A 17178-nucleotide genomic window follows, 5' to 3' on the forward strand; every position below is an offset into this window, starting at 1 on the left:
CCTTGGACGGCACGCGCACCACGTTGCGGCTGCCGCGCTCGTGTGGGCCATCGCAATTCACGGGCACGCTGTCGCACAGGCCGGGTGACGATGCGTCAGCTGGACACTACGCCGGCCCGGTAACACCCAAGCGGTCAGAGCCGGACTGCGAGATCGGGATCGATGAGATCCGTCGCGGCCAACCCTGTTGGCAGCACCACCCGGGAATCGGCATCTACCGCCTGATCGCCGACCGGGGACACGTCGGCCTTCATCGACCTATCCGACGGACAGGGGATTCTCCGTCAGGTCGAGGGCCGCGACTCGCGCCTGGTGGCCATCACCACGGCAGGACCAGGACCTCATATTTCAGGTAGTCACGCCTCATTGGAACGTAACCATCAATATCCCCTATCGCCCCACCACCACCTTACGCACACGTCATCATCAATCATCAAAGGATCAACCGGTTCCAGAGGAGAACGCGTGAAACTGATCCACGCCGCCGACCTTCACATCGACAGCCCGCTTCGCGGCCTGTCGATGTATGAGGGCGCACCGGCCGAGGAACTGCGCACCGCCTCTCGGCGGGCGTTGGAGAACCTCGTCCAGCTTGCGATCTCGGAGTCGGTCGACGCTGTCCTCCTCGCCGGCGACATCTATGACGGCGACTGGCCTGACTTCCAGACCGGGCTGTTCTTCGGCAAGCAGATGTCACTGCTGCGTGCGCAGGGCATCGCCGTCTACCTCGTTTCAGGGAACCACGACGCGCAGAACAAGATGACCCGGCGGTTGCCGCTGCCGGACAACGTGCGCATGCTCGACGTCGAAGAGCCGGAGACCGTACGCGACGAGAAGGTCGGGCTGGCGGTGCACGGGCAGGGTTTCCCTCGTTGGGACATCACCGACAACCTCGCCCTCGGTTACCCCCCTCCTTGCCGGGACCTCTTCAACGTCGGGCTCCTGCACACCGCGCTGAATGGTCGCGACGGCCACAACAAGTACGCCCCCTGCACAGTGGATCACCTCATGGGGAAGGGATACGACTACTGGGCGCTTGGCCACGTACACAACCGGGAAGTCGTCCAGGAGGACCCGTGGATCGTCTTCCCCGGTAACATCCAGGGCCGCCACGCCCGCGAGACGGGCCCGAAGGGGTGCACCCTGGTCACGGTGGGCGACGACCTCCGCGTCCGCTCGGCCGTCCATCATGACCTGGACGTGGCGCGCTGGGAGCATCTGCGCATCGACGTCTCCAGGGCCGGAGACCTCGATGCCGTCGCGGATCTGGTGCAGGTCCGACTCAAAAGCTTGCCCTCCGGCAAGCTCCAAGCCGTACGGGTCAGTCTTGTCGGCCGCAGCAGCGCTCACCTCCGGCTGTGGAACGGACGGCACCAGTTCGTCAACGAGGTCCGTTCGATCGCCAACGACCTCGGCGATCTGTGGGTGGAAAAGGTGCGCATCGAGACCCGGCTGCCAGAGACGCCCGGCGAAGGCACCATAGGACTGCTCGCCGATCTCCGGCGTACGGCGGCGGCGCTCCGCTCAGACACCGCCGCGCTGCACCGGCTGGTCACCGAAGACCCTCTCTACCCTCAGCTGCCTCTGGATGTGCACAACGAGGACCGAATCCGTCCCGATGACCCGGACTGGCTGCAGCGCCTCGGCGACGACGCCATCGATCTGCTGGAATCCATGCTCACGGAGGGACGGACCCGATGAGAGTCGACCGGCTGGACCTGATCGCGTTCGGCCCCTTCAGCGGGATGGTGCTGGATCTGTCGGCACCTGGCATCCACGTGATCGCCGGACCGAACGAGGCCGGCAAGTCGACCGCGTTGCACGCGCTCGACCAGCTCTTCTACGGGATCGATGAACGATCGCGCTACGACTTCGTCCATGACAAGGCCGCGCTACGGCTCGGCGCGCTGGTGCGAGGCGCAGAGGGCCACGCGTTGGAGTTCATCAGAGTCAAGGCGCGCAAGACGCCGCTCCGCCGCATCGACGGAGAGCCGCTGGACCAGTCGGTGCTGAACACCATGCTGGGAGGCATCGATCGGTCGACCTTCACGTCAGTGTTCGCCCTGGGTAGTGGCGAACTGCGGCGGGGAGGCGAGGCGCTGGCCAGCGGAGGCGGAGACTTCAAACAGGCACTGGCCGCCACTCGGTCGGGAGGCCGCCTGTCCGACGCGCTGCGTACGATCGAGGAACGTCTGGGCGATCTGTACAAGCGGCGGGGCCATAACCCCCGGATCAACGTGCTCCTCACCGAGTTGAAGGAGGCGCAGAGCCGCGTCCGTGCGGCGACGCTCCGCCCGCAGGAGTACCTCGACAGGCAGCAGGAGGTCAAGGACGCCGAGCAGGCCCTCATGACGCTCACCAGGGAACTGGAGCAGTTCAGGAGCGAGCGATCCCGTGTGGAGCGGCTTGTCCAGGCGGTCCCAGCACTCAACCGACGAGCCACCCTGCTGGCCGACCTCATGACTCTGGAAGCCGGCGGGACGATCGCCCCGCCGGAGGTCGCCGTACGCCTTCCCCAGTTGCGAGAGGACCTGCGGCTGGCGGAGAGCAAGCTGGCTGACGCGCAGCGGCGCCTCGACGACGTCGTGGGCGAGCTGAACCAACTGGTGGTCGACGACGACCTCCTCGCAGCGCAAGATTCCATCGACATCCTCTACCAGGACCGCAAGGCGGTTCTGGCTGCAGCCGAACGGCTCACGAGCTCCTCCGACACTGTCAAAGACCTCCGCGACCAGGCGCTCTCCACCCTCACCCAGGTCCATGTGGACGCGACGCTGGACGACACCAGCCTCTACAAGGTGCCCAAGTCGATGCAGAAGCGCATCCAGGACCTGCACGACCAGCGCACCGCCATCGAAGCGGCTCTGACGCGAGATCGTAAGGCGGTGGACCAGCGCCGGCGTAGCCTGGAGACGGTGGAGAAGCGGCTCAGCAAGCTCGCCAGGCTCGAGGAAACGAAGCCTCTCCACGCCGCGCTCAACGCCGTCCCCCACGACCTGCTCACCCGCCTGGCCACTGCCGACGAAGACGTCCGACGCCTGGACGGCACCATAGAGCGGCTCCTACTGGAGCTGCGGATCCCGGCACAGCAGGTCGACGGGATGGCCGTGCCCACCCGGACCGAGATCGACGAGCACGTCGAGGCCCGCAAGGACTTGAAGCGGGAGGGACGCGAGCTGGCCAAGCAGCGGAAGGCGCTGATCACCGGCCTGGAGGAAAAGCGTCTCAACCTGGCAACCCTGCTGAGCGGTGACCCGCCCCCCACGGAGGCAGAGCTCGGGGAGGCCAGGAGCGTCCGGCACGAGCTCTGGCTCGTGATCCGCGACGGGCAGCACGACCGGGCTGGGGATTTCGAGCTGGCCATCGAGCGCGCCGATCATCTCGCCGACCGGATGCGCCGAGACGCGTCTCGCATCGCCGACCGCTACCGGTTGGAGCTCGAGATCGGCAATGACGAGAAGGCGCTCATCGCGCTTGACGAGGAGCAGGCTTCCCAGGACGACCGGGCTGACCACTTGGACGCGGAGTGGGACCGCCTGTGGGAAAGGTTCCCTTGCCCTGGCCCTGCCCCCAAGTCCGGCGCTGCCATGTCCATATTGGACAGTGTCGACAGACTCCAAGGGAGCCTCGGGGAGCTGGGTGACGCCCGAGCCCGTCTCTCCTCCTTGCGGGAGCAGGCCGCCCTGCACATCACACGGCTCCGTGACATCCTGCGATCGCCGGAAGAAGTTCCGTCCCTGGGCGCTGAGAATGCCTTGGCAGAGCTTCCAGAACTGCGCGAGGTTGCCGAGCAGCGGCTGGCCCAGCAGGACGAGCTGGCACGTACGCACGATACATGTGAAGCTCAGCTTCTTGCGGCGCGCGAGGAGCTGGCTGCCGCTGAAGCCGAAGTCACCGAACACGAACGGAACCTGGCCGGCTGGGAGACCACCTGGCACAAGCTGCTCGAACAGGCGAAACTACCCACAGGTCGGGACACTGCCACCGCCCTCACCGATCTGGAGCGGCTCGGGCAAGTCGCCACATGGGTGTCGGAGGCGGCCAAGAACGAGCGTGACTCCGAGAAGGCCGCCACCACACTTGAGCAGTTCCACTCACTGCTGGCCACCACCGCCGCCGCCTGCGGTCGTGCGATGCCAGCTGACGAGATCGAACGCCACCAGTTTGTCGGGATTCTTTACCGGGAGGCCGAGAAGAACCGTTCCGCTGCGGAGCGGCGAGTCGTTCTTCTCAGCGATCAGGCCGACCTGAGTGCAACGGCCCGTGACCTTGAAGAGGCTCTTCGGGACCTGCGTACCGAACTCGCGCAGCTCTGCGAAAGGGCAGGGGTGGACGATATCGACGCCCTGAGGGAAGCCGTACGGCGGAGTGAGTCCCACACGAGGCTCAAGGGGGCACTCGCGGAGGTCACGGCGGCGCTTCCCGCCGACGCGGAAACGCTCGTGGCGGAGATTCCCGAGACCGACGAGGACCTGCTCAAGGCTCGGCTTCTCACCCTCACCGAACGCGTCATCGACCTCGATGACCAACGGACCCACCAGTCACAACTTCTCGGCGAGAAGAAGACGGAGTTCGCCCGCTTCGATGGTTCCTCCGCCGCCACACGGGCAGCCGCGAGTGTGGAGACCACCGCGGCCGCGCTTCTGGAGGAAAGTGAGGAGTACCTTCGCCTGCAGGTTGCGCGGAACATCATCTTGACCTGCATGGAAGAGTATCGGCAGGCGCAGCAGGACCCGGTGCTTGCGCGGGCGAGCGACCTGTTCGGGCATCTGACGCTCGGCGGCTACGGTGGGCTGGAGCTCGACGAGGACGGGGATTCACCGATTGTGCTGGCGCGGCGCGGCGCCGAGCGGCTGCCCGCCGACCGGCTCAGCGAGGGCACCCGCGACCAGCTCTACCTGGCGCTGCGGCTCGCGTCCTTGGAGCGCTACGCCGAGGAGGATCGCACACTTCCGTTCGTCGTCGACGACATCTTTATGACCTTCGACGACCAGCGAACCCGTGCTGCGTTGGGAGTGTTAGACGAGATGTCCGACCGGTTCCAGACGATCGTCTTCACCCACCACAACCACCTGGCCGAGCTCGCCCAGACAGAACTTCCCAGCGGCCGCGTACACGTGCACCGGCTACCACGGTTCGCGTCCGCCCAGGAGGAGAGTTCCCCTCCAGCCGTAAGCCCCGATGTGAACTGACCATGTAAGCCGAAGATCACTGGGGAAGGCTCCAGCCGAGAGTCGCAAAGACGTCGGCCCGCTGACGAACAGCAACGGGAATTGTCGGCAGTGGAGCGTAGCCTGGTGTGCTGCTGGGCCGGGGAGCATTGTCGTTATTATTCTGCAGGAAGAGACCTTCGATGCGTTTGTTGTCTGCTCACATCACCAAATTCAAGAGTGTCAACGACTCCACAGAATTCACCGTTACCGACGATGTCACCGCCTTGGTCGGGAAGAACGAGTCGGGTAAGACCGCCGCACTCGAGGCGCTGTACCGCGTAAACCCCCTGCCCAGCGGACACCCCACCGATTTCGACGAGCTGCGGGACTACCCGCGCCGATACCGGGCCCGGGACAAGGCCACCATCTCGACCGTTCAGCCTGTGCAGGTGACCTTCCAGCTTGAGCAGGCTGACATCGACGCAGTAACCAAGGAGTTCGGGCCTGACGCTCTCAAGAGCAACACCCTCGTCGTCAACCGCCACTACAACGACAACACCGTGTGGTACCAGGGCCACCGAACCACCAACGCCTTGGCCGCAGGGCGCCATTTGGTCGCCAAAGCCGGGCTCGAGATCGGTCGGTTCGACGACATCACAAGCATCAACGAGTTGATCGTAGCTCTACGAGCCGACGAGGATGCTGAGGCAGCGGTCCAGCTGGCGAACAATCTGGAAGAACGCGATCTCGACGCAGAGATCAGGAAGATCCTGCACCGGCGACTGCCTAAGTTCCAGTACTTCGACGAATACAACGTCCTGCCCGGAAGCGTGTCGATCGAGCGACTGCAGGAGGTCGATGAGGACGAGCTCGCGCCCGAGGAAAGAACAGCGCTGTCGTTGCTCCGGCTGGCCGGCGTGGAGTCGGAGGAGTTCACCGAGGACTCCTATGAGAGCCGCAAGGCTGCACTGGAAGCCGCCGCAAACGAACTGACGGACCAGCTCTTCGAGTATTGGACACAGAACCCCGATCTGTCGGTGGAACTCGACATCGAGTTCAAGCCCAAGCCCACTCCACAAGCCCCGCAGCACACCGAGCCGTGGCTGCACATCCGGATCAAGAATCAGCGGCACCGTGTCACGCTTGGGATGTCCGGCCGGTCAAAGGGATTCATCTGGTTCTTCTCGTTCCTGGCGGCTTTCTCCGAATACACCGGAACCACGAGGCGGATCATCCTGCTCGACGAACCAGGGCTGAACCTGCATGCCAAGGCACAGGGCGACCTGTTGCGCTACATCGAGGAACGACTCGCCCCCCATCATCAAGTCATCTACACCACGCACTCGCTGTTCATGATCCAGCCGAACAAACTGGAACGCTGCCGCACGGTCGAGGATGTCGACAACGACGGCACCAAGATCAGCCACGACATATGGAAGGCCCGCCCGGACACGGTCTTCCCACTGCTCGGAGCTCTCGGCGTGGACATGACTCAGACGCTGGTCATCGGCCCGAATCAACTGCTGGTCGAAGGCCCTTCAGACGTGGTGTATCTGACCGTCATGAGCGAAGTGATCCGCCAGGGTGGGGGCGTCCCGCTCGACCCACGCTGGACCATCACCCCAGTCGGCGGACTCGACAAGGTGCCCGCGTTCGTGTCCCTCCTCGGCGGCAGCGACCTCAGCATCGCTGTCCTGATGGACGTTGCCGCGGGCGGGAACCAGCGCATCGCCCAGCTGGCAGCCCGCGGCCTACTCGACGGCAACCGGTTGGTCTACCTCACCGAGATCACCGGCAGCGCCGAGGCAGACATCGAAGATCTTTTCGACGTCGGTTGGTACCTGAAGCTGCTGGCCGATTCCAAGGTAGGCAAGTTCTCCAAATCGAAGCTCAACGGTGGTGGCCGCATCGTCAAGCAGGTCGAAGCCCTGCACGGTGGCCGGTTCGACCACTATCAGCCAGCCAACCACCTCATGCGGTCACCCGGCAGGCTGCTCGACGAGGTCGACGAGGACACTCGCAAGAGATTCCAGAATCTTTTTAACCGACTCAACGCTCTGCTTTGATTACAGCCAGAGCTGCAGTGCAGAAGCGGTGAGCCGTACGCCGCCCCGATAAGAGGGGTTTTTTGCCAGCGAATGTTCCAGTATGCACACGGGCCAGCGCCGCACCAGTTCAAGGGCAGCACCAGGCGGATGGGGCTGAACGGTGCGTCTGGCCACCACCAACTCGCGGGCTGACTTGATAACACTATGGTCGGCCGGGCAGCCCCTGACACAGTAGGGCCCTCGGGAGAGCTGATTATGTACCTCATATAGATCTGACGCTCTGTTACTTTGCCATTACCATATAGTCAGCCTTCGACATCAACGAGGACGAGTGCGTATGGGCTTCCAGACCCCCCTCTACGAGTTGGCCGAGTACCTGAAGTGGACCACTAGCGGCCGGATCCAGCTCCCCGACTTTCAGCGCGGCTACAAATGGGAAGATGAGCGTATTCGCCAGCTCCTCGTGACGATCGTGCGCGGCCATCCGCTCGGTGTCGTCATGATGCTGAAGACGGGCAACGATCAGATCCGGTTCAAGCCCCGCTCAGTCGAAGGAGTGGCTCTTCCGGCGAATACCGAACCCGAACTGCTACTCCTCGACGGCCAGCAGCGACTCACCTCGCTTACTCAGGCTCTGACCGGCAGCGGGGTCGTCCACACCAAGGACAGCCGGGGCAAGCTCATGGATCGCCGCTACTACGTACATATGGCAACCGCGCTGCTGGGCGAAGACCGAATTGACGAGGCGATCCTTTCCATGCCGGGAGACGGGGTCCTGCGCAGCAACTTCGGCAAGGACATCGAACTCGACCTATCCACGCCTGAACTCGAACGCACGCACGGCTACTTCCCTGTCCGCCTCCTCTTCGGCGGGGCAGATACCGTTACATGGCTCTTCGCCTGCGAGGACAAGGACCAAGCAAGCAAGTTCCACGCCGAGGTCATCCAGCCCTGCTCGACCTACAACATCCCCGCCATCGAGCTGGACAAGACGACCAGCAAAGCCGCTGTCGCCACTGTGTTCGAGAAGGTAAACACCGGCGGCCTACCACTGAACGTCTTCGAGCTCCTCACCGCCACCTTCGCCGGCGACAAGAAATACTTCGACACCCACGGCACGGACTTCCGACTCAACGATGACTGGCAGGCGACCCAAAAGGGCTTCGCCGCACATCCAGTCCTGGCGGCTGTCGAGAACACCGACTTCCTCCAAGCGGTCAGTCTGCTCGCGACCCTAAAACGAGCTAAGGAGGACACCTCTGGCCGACCACCCGCCGTGTCTGCTCGGAAGGAGGACCTGCTCAAACTCGCGCTGGACGACTATCTGGAGTGGGTGCAGCCTGTCCGTGACGCTTTCGCGTGGACGGCGACCTTCCTCGCCGATCATCACATCTTCGACGTGAAGTTCCTCCCATATCCGAAGCAACTCGTCCCGCTCGCCGCAATCAAGGTTGTCCTCGGTAACGATGCCGACCTCCACGGGGCGCGTACCAAACTCGCTCAGTGGTTCTGGTGCGGCATCGTCGGCGAGCTATACGGCTCAGCCATCGAGACTCGGTTCGCCCGCGATATCGAGCAGGTCCCCGTTTGGGCACGGGGCATCGAGGCGGCGGTACCCCGGACCGTCGCGGACTGTACCTTCGCCGCTTCCCGTCTCCTGTCGCTACGGACCCGGAATGCGGCGGCATACAAGGGAATCTACGCCCTTGTCCTAGCTCAAGGGGCCAAGGATTGGATGTACGACAAGGCGCTCGACAAGATCCAGTATGTAGATCTAGCCGTCGACATTCACCACATCTTCCCGTCAAAGTGGTGCCTGGACCACGACATCGACCCGAGCCGGCGAGAGAGCATCGTCAACAAGACCCCTCTTTCCGCCGAAACCAACCGCGCGATCGGAGGCGTGGCGCCCTCTGCATACCTCCCGAAGATCGAGAAAAGGGCAGGCGTCAGCTCTACCCAACTCGACACTCTTGTCGGTACCCATCTGGTAGACGCAGCGGAGCTGCGGGGGGACAACTTCGACGTGTTCTTCAACAAGCGCTTGCAGAAGCTCGCTACCCTCATCGAGAACGCAACCGGCAAGCCTGTGCAGAACGACCTCAACGAGGGCAACGGCACTGAGACCCTGCAACTGTTCGACCCCGAAGACGTCGCCGTCGTCCCGGACCTCGATGAGGCCGAGGTTTGACGCCTGGTGAAACGGTGGCGAGTTGCGAAGACGGGATTTCTGGCCTTGGGTATCGGCGGGGCTACGGCGCCTGGGTTTCGGTCAGCTGTCTGCAAGCCGATGACTCGAGGAGATATCCCCTCATGGTGCGCTTAACCGATCACGCTTAGATCGGCGAGCGATCTGCTGCTGCTGTGAGGGCGTCGAGCAACACAGGGAGATCTGAAACCTCGTCAAGGGCCAGCGGGGCGAGGGGGACGTGGTCAAGGAGCAGGGCAGCCGGTCCTCCAACGAGCGCCGTCATCGTCCAGAAGGACCCGTTGGCACGGATCACATAGGTCTCCCGAGGCCACGTCTTCCAGAGGCGGATGGAGCCCGGGGGTAGTTCCTCCTTCGTTGCAAGTGACCTAGCTTCGGCAAGAGCGGCGTCGAAGTGCTGTCGCGCTGGGTAATCCTCTCGGATCAAAAGCCGGGCATCGATGAGCCGTGCAGGTGGTGAGGGGGTCCTGATCCCCCATGTTGTAGGCGTCGAACAGGTAGTTGTCGACGTACTGCTCCTTGCGCAGGTGACCGCCGGCGCGCAGTTCATCGGTGATCCGGTCAGCCATGCTCCGGCGGCCGACAGGTTTCCATTTCAGCTCTGGGGCGCGAAGGAGATCCGCTGTCAAGGCGTCTCGCGGGTCGTGCGGCTCCGGCAGGTCGGCATACCCAAATGTGCAGGGAAGCGGCCATCCCGGACGCAGGCCAATCACGGTCGTCGCAGCCGCCTCGTAGCCCGCTTCATGGCCCGTCTCCCAGATGGAATTCACACTGTCGACCCCGCGGACATCCGTAGTCAACTCGGTCCATCGGGCGCCGCTCTCGTCCTGACACAGGAGGATCCCGTATCCGTCCTTTCTTGCTTTTAGCCCCAGTTCCGCGCAGGCAGAGGAGTAGCTGTCGCCAAGAGCGCCGGGAAATCCTCAACGGTCAGCAAGGTTGCCGTGACCACGCGGAGACGACGCTGCTGGCCCCGCGCCAATCCTTGAGGGCCGGGGAGGCTTTCCGCACGCACGAAGCGTTCCCCGTTCCCCCTACTCTCACCGCTCCTACGCCGCCGTTTTTTCCTGCCTCCGCTCATGACATACGAGCGTCTCAGGAACTCAAGGTCCATCGCATCGCCGAACGGCTACAGGTCGCTCCCCTGTGAACTCGGATCGAGCAGACGGGGTCGCCCGGCCGAGTGCTCAGCCGGGCACAGGTAGGTACGTCAGGCCACGTGAATATGGTGTATGGGAATAGGGATGGTGGTGGGCCATGTGCAGCCGGTGGTGCTCGCCCCTCGGACACAGGATTACCCCATGAAGAGCTCGTCCCCAGGGACGAGCTCTTCTGTGTCGAGCGCAGGCACGACACGAGTCGCCGCTTGGCAGACGATGACCAGGTCTTTGGCTCGTATTGCAGAGACGATCTCCGCCGGCTCCCTCCGCTCTCTGCCGCCGACATGCGCCAATAGCTCCGCCAGCAGTCGGTCCTCACGTATGTACAGAAACTTCAGTCCGGCCTCGCGAGGTCTGGCGCTGGTGTAGCCGTGGCGGCATCGATATCCGGGACGTCCGTTCGCCCAATGCGAATCCAGGCGACGCCCGCAGAACCCGCACTTCAGGAGGCCGGCGAGCAGATAGACGCGCGGGCTGCCGTCCTGGGTGGGTCGAGCAGCCCGGATCGCCTGCGCGGCGACGAAATCGTCGTCGCTGACCAGTGCCGGATGGCTCAGCTTCGTCGAGATCATCCACTCTTGGGGAGCGTTCCAGCCGCGCACGCCGTTGCAGCGGTGACGCCGCCGTTCTGACGATTCCTGACCTGGCGACCGGTATAGCGCGGATTGCTAAGGATCGCCGCAACGGTCCGTAACGTCCAAGCATGCCCAGACCTGTGCGGGTTACGCTCGCGATCCGCGTCCGAGGGGCACGGTACGCCGCGTTCGTTCAGCATCCGGGCGATTCCCGCCACGCTGACACCTGCCAGACGCTGCGCGAAGATACACCGTACGTGCGGTGCCGTGGCCGGGTGGGCGTCAAGCTGATGCAGACGGCGTCCCCAGCGGGCGTGCGCCCGGTTCGGATGCGGACCCCGTCGACCAAGCGGTAGCCATACGGTGGCCGCCCACCGAGAAAGCGCCCCTGATCGGCCACCTGGTTCCGCATCACGGCCAGGACGCGATAGCGGGCCCGCAGCACCTCACGCTGTGATTGCCCGCCCAGCAACAGCATCAACGCCTGATGCGTCGGGCTCTCCGGACCTACCGGCCCACCCGTCTCCGGCATCCACAGCTGGACGCCGCAGGACTGAAGGAGCGGCAGAAACTGCGTGAGCTGATTTCCGCAGAACGCTCTTTCGTACTCACCGACCACGATCGCGTCCCAGCCACGGTTCGGATCGGTCAGAGCCGCCAGCAGCTCGGCGGACTGCGGCCGCTCGCTCCAGCGACCAGGATCTGCGCCGCCTCACGCTGCCACCCGCACGAGGAGACGGGATCCTGGAAATCCTCGGTGGAGGTCCGCGCGTCGAGGGCGAACCGCAACGGCCCGCCCTTCGAACGATGACGATAAGACCGCGGACTGATGACCTTGTGCTGGACCCAGCTGTCGAACAAAGAGGACATACCTGGTTGACGCAGGAATGCGCCGCCTGTGACACCTCATCATGAGGCATCATGGAGAAGCTCAACGACGTGATCCAGGAGGTGAGCATGGCCATCGACCGGTTCACCACGCCGCTGTACGGCATCGCCGAAGCCGCCGGCTACCTCGCGATCCCCGCCTCCACCTTCACCAGTTGGGCCTTTGGTTACCAACGCCGTCAGCGCGACGGTCGTGCGCTCCGCGCTAAGCCGGTCATCACCGCCACCCGGGCAGAGCGGCCGAACGAGGCGTCTGTGCCGTTCATCGGCTTGGCCGAGGGATACGCCTTGGCCGCGTTCAGGCAGGCCGGCGTACCACTGCAGCGCATCCGGCCGGCAATCGACGCATTGCAGCGGGAACTCGGTCTGGAACACGCCCTGGCCAGCCGCCGACTCTTCACCGACGGCGCCGAAGTCCTCTACGACTACGCCGAGCACGTCGGCGACGACTCGGCCCGCGAGCTGGTCGTCGTCCGCAACAACCAACGAGTCTTCACCGAGATCGTGCAGAGCTACCTGCGCCGCGTGCAGTTCGCACAAGATGGATACGCCGAAGTGATCACCCTTCCGCAATACCGTGTCGCCGAGGTCACGATAGATGCCGGCCACGCCTTCGGCCGACCTCGATTCGCCCGCGGGGGCGCCAAGATCGAGGACGCGATCGACCTGTTCCGAGCAGGAGAGCCTGTCGACGTCGTGGCGGAGGAGTACGGGCTCACCCGCGACGAGATCGAGGACGTCCTGCGTGTCGCCACCCGAACAGCCGCGTAGGTTCTTCGTGGATCGCAGTCTCGGCCGGATCGCCGTCCCCAAGCTGCTGCGCGAAGCCGGATGGGAACCGTCGAAGACACCCGCTGGATCGAAGACAGCGCCAAGCTAGGCTGGACCGTCCTCATGAAGGACAAGCGTATCCGCTACCGGCAAGCCGAGATCGCCGCAGTCATCGAGCACCAAGCCCGCTGCTTCGTCATCACCCGCGGCGATCTCACCTCCGCCGCCTACGCCGAACGCTTCATCACCAACCAACAGGCCATCTTCGCCGCCTCCACCACCTCTGGACCCTTCATATACGCCGTCCACACGACCGACTGGAGCGCCTGTATCCCCCACATCACTGATACGCGCACTCGCTGCGCGCTCCTGCCGCTCGTTCTTATCGGTTCGGGCATACCCGGGGGGACGTGAGTCCGGACACCCCCTTCAGCGGAAGTCGGCTTCGAAGGCTGCTGCCGCAGACCATCCGCTTGGGGGCAGCGGATGTGCTACTTCGACCCGTCTCCGTTCAGGGGCGGATCGTCAGGCCACGCGAATGTGGTGTACGGGAATGGGGACGGCGGAAGGCCATGTGCGTCCGGTGGTGCTCAGCCCTCGGACACCCAGGAGACCCCGAGTTTGTGCAAGGCACAGGCTCGGGGCTTTTGCTTTTCCCGCCTGCCTTCCGACGATCAGCGGAAGCCGTCGAGAGGTTCGCCGTAGGGTCGAGGGCCGTCAGGCGGCGGGCGGTGCCGGCTGTGACGGGCTTCTTGCCTGGAGGGCGGGGGTGAACCAGGTTCTCGCCGGGGGAAGCAGGAGCAGGGTCACGATGAGGGCTGACCAGGGTGCGGTGAGGGCCCAGTCAAGGGTGTTCTCGATCAGGAAGTGAATGAAGTCGAGCGAGGGAATGGCGAGCTGGACGGCGATGGTGGCCAGGCGGACGGGAGGGCGTCGGGTGGGCCATTGGTTCGCCAACCAGGCGGCGGCCAGTGGTGGGAGGTAGACGAGGGCGTGGAGCGGGCCCTCGGGGGAGTCGTCCGGGTCGAGAATCAGCCCCAGGATGAGCAGGACGACGCTGATCAGGGCGAGTGTCGCCTGGAACCAGATCAGGTTCCGGGCGATCCTTACGGACAGGGGCATGCTGGGGGATCTGCTTTCGGTTCTCGGGAGCGCGGCGGGGGCGCCCGTGCGGACGGCTCTCCGCGCCAATGGTCCCATTTCTTTCGCTCGGGGCGACGAGGAGCCCCAGGGCGGGCTGGATGCAGATGGCCGGCGTGATGTGCGCCCGAGTTGGTAACGACAAAGGCACGTGCGCATTTCGAAATCGCGTGGGCGAGGGGGCGAATTCCGTCCGGGAGCGTGCGGGGTGCGGGGGGCGATCGAGGCAGGGGGGCGGGTCGGTGGAGGCCGTCCTAGCAGGAGAGACGCCCTAGCCTGCATTTTGGTCACGATTTGTGGAAATGTCCGGAGAATGAAATGAGGTTGCTCCCTCCTCATTTACGATCTTCACTCGTGAATAAGCGGGAGCGGCCGGTGGGGTCCGCCGTGTTCGTCGACCACAGCGGCCGGCGGACGTGGACATTGACGATCAGCGGGATCCTCGCGGGCACCCTCCTGCTGGCCCTGACCGCCGTGCTGATGGGGAGCGCCTTTCGCGGCATCAGGCTGGAGTCCGTGCAGTGGCCGGCCGACGGGCGGGGTGGCGGCGGTGCTCCTGAGCGGTCCGAAGCCGCCGGCGGGACGTCCCCGTCGCCGTCCCTGTCCCGGTCGCCGTCGCCCTCCGCCTCGGCGAGGTCGCGACGGCCCGCCGCCTCGCCGTCCTCCAGCCGGCGCTCCGCGCCCGCCACGAAGACGCCCGCCACGAAGACGCCCGCCGACGAGGGGAGGCCGGACCGGCCCGCGTCGTCGCCGAGCCGTTCCAGGACGACGGCGCGTCCCGCCGGCCCCGGCCCGGCGGACGAGTCCGGCGAGCCCGCCGACTCCATCGGCGGTGACCACGACCCGGGGCGCGAGTCGTCCCCATCTCCGGAGGACGCGGCTCCGTCCCCGTCGCGGAGCGAGAGCGCCGAGGCGTCCACCGCGCCGACCGGGGACCCCGGCCCCTCCCCGGGTCGGGAGACCGCGAGCCCGGCCCAGCGGCCCGGCGCCGCGAGCGGCGGCCGGGACGCGTGAACCCGCCTGACCTCCGCCGGCCGGGCGGCCGCGTCGCACCGCGCCCCCAGCGGCGTCCCCAGCGGCGTCCCCAGCGGCGCGCCCGGCGTCGCGCCAGGCGGCCCGCGCCGCGCGCGCACTGGTTCCTGGCGCTGGTCGCCACCGTGCTCACCGCCGCCTCCCTCCTCCTGTACGGGTACGCCCACGGCGAGCTGGGCGAGCACGAACCCGTCCCCGCGTCCTACGGGCACTCCCCCGAACTCGACCGGGTGCAGCGCGGCGGCCCCGTGGTGGACGCGGTCCCGCAACCGGCCACGGAGCAGGCGGACCGGGGGCCGCGCAGCCTGAGCATGCCGGCCCGTACGGTGGCGCTCACTTTCGACGACGGCCCCGACCCCGAGTGGACGCCGAAGCTGCTGGACGTGCTGAAGCGGCACGGTGCGAAGGCCACGTTCTTCGCCGTCGGCGCCCGGGTCGCCGAGCACCCCGACCTGGCCAGGCGGGTCGTCGACGAGGGCCACGAGCTGGGCAACCACACGTACGCGCACGTGGACCTGTCCGCCGTGCCCGCCTGGCGGCGGCAGCTGGAGCTGTCGCTGACGCAGCACGCCATCGCGGGCGCCACCGGGGTGCACACGCGCCTGGTGCGGCCCCCGTACCACGCGACCCCGTCCGCCGTGTCGGCGCGGCAGTGGGAGACGATGGCGGCCCTGGACGCCGACGGCTACCTGGTGACGCTCGCCGACCTGGACCCGATGGACTGGAGCAGGCCGGGCGTGGCGGCCATCGTCCGCGCGGGCACGCCCTACAGGGGACGCGGGGCCGTGGTCATGCTGCACGACTCCGGCGGCGACCGCGGCCAGACGGTCGAGGCCGTGGACCAGCTGCTGACCAAGCTGGCCAGGCACGGCTACCGGGCCACGACCCTGGCCGAAGGGCTCGACCTGGGCTCGGCGCACGTCCCGGCGGACGCCTCCAGCCGCGTCCTCGGCCGGCTGCTCATCCTGGCGCAGCGGGGCTCGTCCCTCGCGGTGGAGGCGCTGGCCTGGGTGATGGTCGCCGCGGGCGTGCTGACGCTGGCCCGGCTGCTGGTGTTCGTGCTGCTGGCGCGGTCGCACGCCCGCCGGGCGGCGGGTGCGCGGGACCGCCGGCAACGGGGGGAGGAGCCGGAGCCGCCCCCGTACCGGCCGCCGGTCAGCGTGATCGTGCCCGCCTTCAACGAGGAGCTGGGCATCGAGGCGACCGTGTGGTCGCTCGTCGACACCGCGTACCCGGCCCCGGTGGAGGTGATCGTGGTGGACGACGGGTCCTCCGACGCCACGGCCGACCGGGCCGCCGCGCTGGGGCTGCCGGGCGTGCGGGTGTTCCGGCGTCCCAACGGCGGCAAGGCGGCGGCGCTCGACACCGGCATCGCGCGCGCCTCCCACGAGATCGTGATCACGGTGGACGGCGACACCGTGTTCGAGCCCGCCACCATCGGCCACTTGGTGGCGCCGCTGGCCGACCCCGGTGTGGGCGCGGTCAGCGGCAACACGAAGGTCGGCAACCGGCGCGGGCTGCTCGGACACTGGCAGCACCTGGAGTACGTGATCGGCTTCAACCTGGACCGGCGGGCCTACGACCTGCTGGGCTGCATACCGACCGTGCCCGGCGCGATCGGCGCCTTCCGCCGGGCGGCGCTGGAGTCGGCAGGCGGCCTCAGCGGCGACACCCTGGCCGAGGACACCGACCTGACGATGGCGATCAGCCGCGCGGGCTGGCGGGTGGCGTACGAGGAGCGGGCGCTGGCCTGGACGGAGGCGCCCACGTCGCTGCGGCAGCTGTGGCGGCAGCGGTACCGCTGGTGCTACGGCACCATGCAGGCCATGTGGAAGCACCGGCGGGCGGTCGTCGAGCGAGGCCCGTTCGGCCGGCGCGCGCTCGGGTTCCTGACGCTGTTCCACGTGCTGCTGCCGCTGTTCGGGCCCGCGGTGGACGTGATGGCGGTCTACGCCCTGCTGACGCGGGACCCGTTGCCGGCGGCCGGGGTGTGGGCGGGACTCCTCGCCGTGCAGACGCTCACCGGCTGGTACGCGCTGCGGCTGGACGGGGAGCGGGCGGGGGTGCTGTGGGCGCTGCCGCTGCAGCAGTTCGTCTTCCGGCAGCTGATGTACCTGGTGGTCATCCAGTCCACGACCACCGCGCTCCTGGGCACCCGCCTGCCCTGGCAGACCATCCGCCGCGAGGGGGTCTTCTCCTGAG

At 66.3% G+C, this 17178-nt stretch carries 12 protein-coding genes; 8 read left to right on the top strand and 4 right to left on the bottom strand.

The genetic code is table 11. The annotated features are described in order from the left end of the window. Positions 1-465 precede the first annotated feature (465 nt). From MF672_RS09715 to MF672_RS09730, 4 genes are all read left to right on the top strand, one after another. Positions 466-1701, top strand: coding sequence for a metallophosphoesterase family protein (locus MF672_RS09715; protein ID WP_242373396.1), 1236 nt, complete (start codon positions 466-468; stop codon positions 1699-1701). Next, positions 1698-5192 carry an ATP-binding protein gene (locus MF672_RS09720; RefSeq protein WP_242373397.1) on the top strand — a complete coding sequence of 1165 codons (3495 nt, stop codon included), beginning with the start codon at positions 1698-1700 and terminating at the stop codon, positions 5190-5192. The genes MF672_RS09715 and MF672_RS09720 overlap by 4 nt, the downstream gene beginning before the upstream one ends. Positions 5193-5353: 161 nt before the next feature. Continuing rightward, a complete protein-coding gene (locus tag MF672_RS09725; RefSeq protein ID WP_242373398.1) occupies positions 5354-7219 on the top strand; it encodes an ATP-dependent nuclease in 1866 nt (621 codons plus the stop codon). Positions 7220-7538: 319 nt separating this feature from the next. After that, on the top strand, positions 7539-9392 hold the full coding sequence (locus MF672_RS09730; protein ID WP_242373399.1) for a GmrSD restriction endonuclease domain-containing protein: 1854 nt from the start codon (positions 7539-7541) through the stop codon (positions 9390-9392). Between the two features lie 386 nt (positions 9393-9778). Here the strand turns inward: MF672_RS09730 and MF672_RS09735 are convergent, their stop codons facing one another. The 3 genes from MF672_RS09735 to MF672_RS52075 form a co-directional block, all read right to left on the bottom strand. Further along, complete coding sequence (locus MF672_RS09735; RefSeq protein WP_242373400.1) at positions 9779-10180, bottom strand: hypothetical protein; 402 nt, start codon at positions 10178-10180, stop codon at positions 9779-9781. Positions 10181-10704: 524 nt separating this feature from the next. Continuing rightward, the gene (locus MF672_RS09740; RefSeq protein ID WP_242373401.1) at positions 10705-11142 is read right to left on the bottom strand and encodes a recombinase zinc ribbon domain-containing protein; all 438 of its coding nucleotides are present in this window, start codon (positions 11140-11142) and stop codon (positions 10705-10707) included. Beyond that, positions 11139-11441 carry a recombinase family protein gene (locus MF672_RS52075; RefSeq protein WP_407654764.1) on the bottom strand — a complete coding sequence of 101 codons (303 nt, stop codon included), beginning with the start codon at positions 11439-11441 and terminating at the stop codon, positions 11139-11141. The genes MF672_RS09740 and MF672_RS52075 overlap by 4 nt, the downstream gene beginning before the upstream one ends. 625 nt (positions 11442-12066) lie before the next feature. On the opposite strand from MF672_RS52075, the gene MF672_RS09745 reads away from it, so the two are divergent. Together MF672_RS09745 and MF672_RS09750 are read left to right on the top strand one after the other, a co-directional pair. After that, a complete protein-coding gene (locus tag MF672_RS09745) occupies positions 12067-12804 on the top strand; it encodes a DUF433 domain-containing protein (RefSeq protein WP_242373402.1) in 738 nt (245 codons plus the stop codon). A gap of 60 nt (positions 12805-12864) precedes the next feature. Further along, positions 12865-13218: a PIN-like domain-containing protein gene (locus tag MF672_RS09750; protein WP_242373403.1), complete on the top strand. Its 354-nt coding sequence runs from the start codon at positions 12865-12867 to the stop codon at positions 13216-13218. A 303-nt stretch (positions 13219-13521) separates the two neighbouring features. On the opposite strand, the gene MF672_RS09755 is transcribed toward MF672_RS09750, so the two are convergent. Beyond that, positions 13522-13926, bottom strand: a complete 405-nt coding sequence (locus tag MF672_RS09755) for a hypothetical protein (RefSeq protein WP_242373404.1) — start codon at positions 13924-13926, stop codon at positions 13522-13524. A gap of 372 nt (positions 13927-14298) precedes the next feature. On the opposite strand from MF672_RS09755, the gene MF672_RS09760 reads away from it, so the two are divergent. Then, positions 14299-14958 carry a hypothetical protein gene (locus tag MF672_RS09760; RefSeq protein WP_242373405.1) on the top strand — a complete coding sequence of 220 codons (660 nt, stop codon included), beginning with the start codon at positions 14299-14301 and terminating at the stop codon, positions 14956-14958. Further along, complete coding sequence (locus tag MF672_RS09765; RefSeq protein ID WP_242373406.1) at positions 14955-17177, top strand: bifunctional polysaccharide deacetylase/glycosyltransferase family 2 protein; 2223 nt, start codon at positions 14955-14957, stop codon at positions 17175-17177. The genes MF672_RS09760 and MF672_RS09765 overlap by 4 nt, the downstream gene beginning before the upstream one ends. Position 17178 lies beyond the last annotated feature (1 nt).

The organism is Actinomadura luzonensis (genome assembly GCF_022664455.2).
Taxonomy (GTDB): Bacteria; Actinomycetota; Actinomycetes; order Streptosporangiales; family Streptosporangiaceae; genus Nonomuraea; species Nonomuraea luzonensis.

Coding starts and splice junctions, on each gene's coding strand:
- MF672_RS09755 (WP_242373404.1), bottom strand. CDS start 13,926: ATGCCCCTGTCCGTAAGGATCGCCCGGAACCTGATCTGGTTCCAGGCG.
- MF672_RS09740 (WP_242373401.1), bottom strand. CDS start 11,142: ATGATCTCGACGAAGCTGAGCCATCCGGCACTGGTCAGCGACGACGAT.
- MF672_RS09720 (WP_242373397.1), top strand. CDS start 1,698: ATGAGAGTCGACCGGCTGGACCTGATCGCGTTCGGCCCCTTCAGCGGG.
- MF672_RS09745 (WP_242373402.1), top strand. CDS start 12,067: ATGGAGAAGCTCAACGACGTGATCCAGGAGGTGAGCATGGCCATCGAC.
- MF672_RS09750 (WP_242373403.1), top strand. CDS start 12,865: ATGGGAACCGTCGAAGACACCCGCTGGATCGAAGACAGCGCCAAGCTA.
- MF672_RS09730 (WP_242373399.1), top strand. CDS start 7,539: ATGGGCTTCCAGACCCCCCTCTACGAGTTGGCCGAGTACCTGAAGTGG.
- MF672_RS09725 (WP_242373398.1), top strand. CDS start 5,354: ATGCGTTTGTTGTCTGCTCACATCACCAAATTCAAGAGTGTCAACGAC.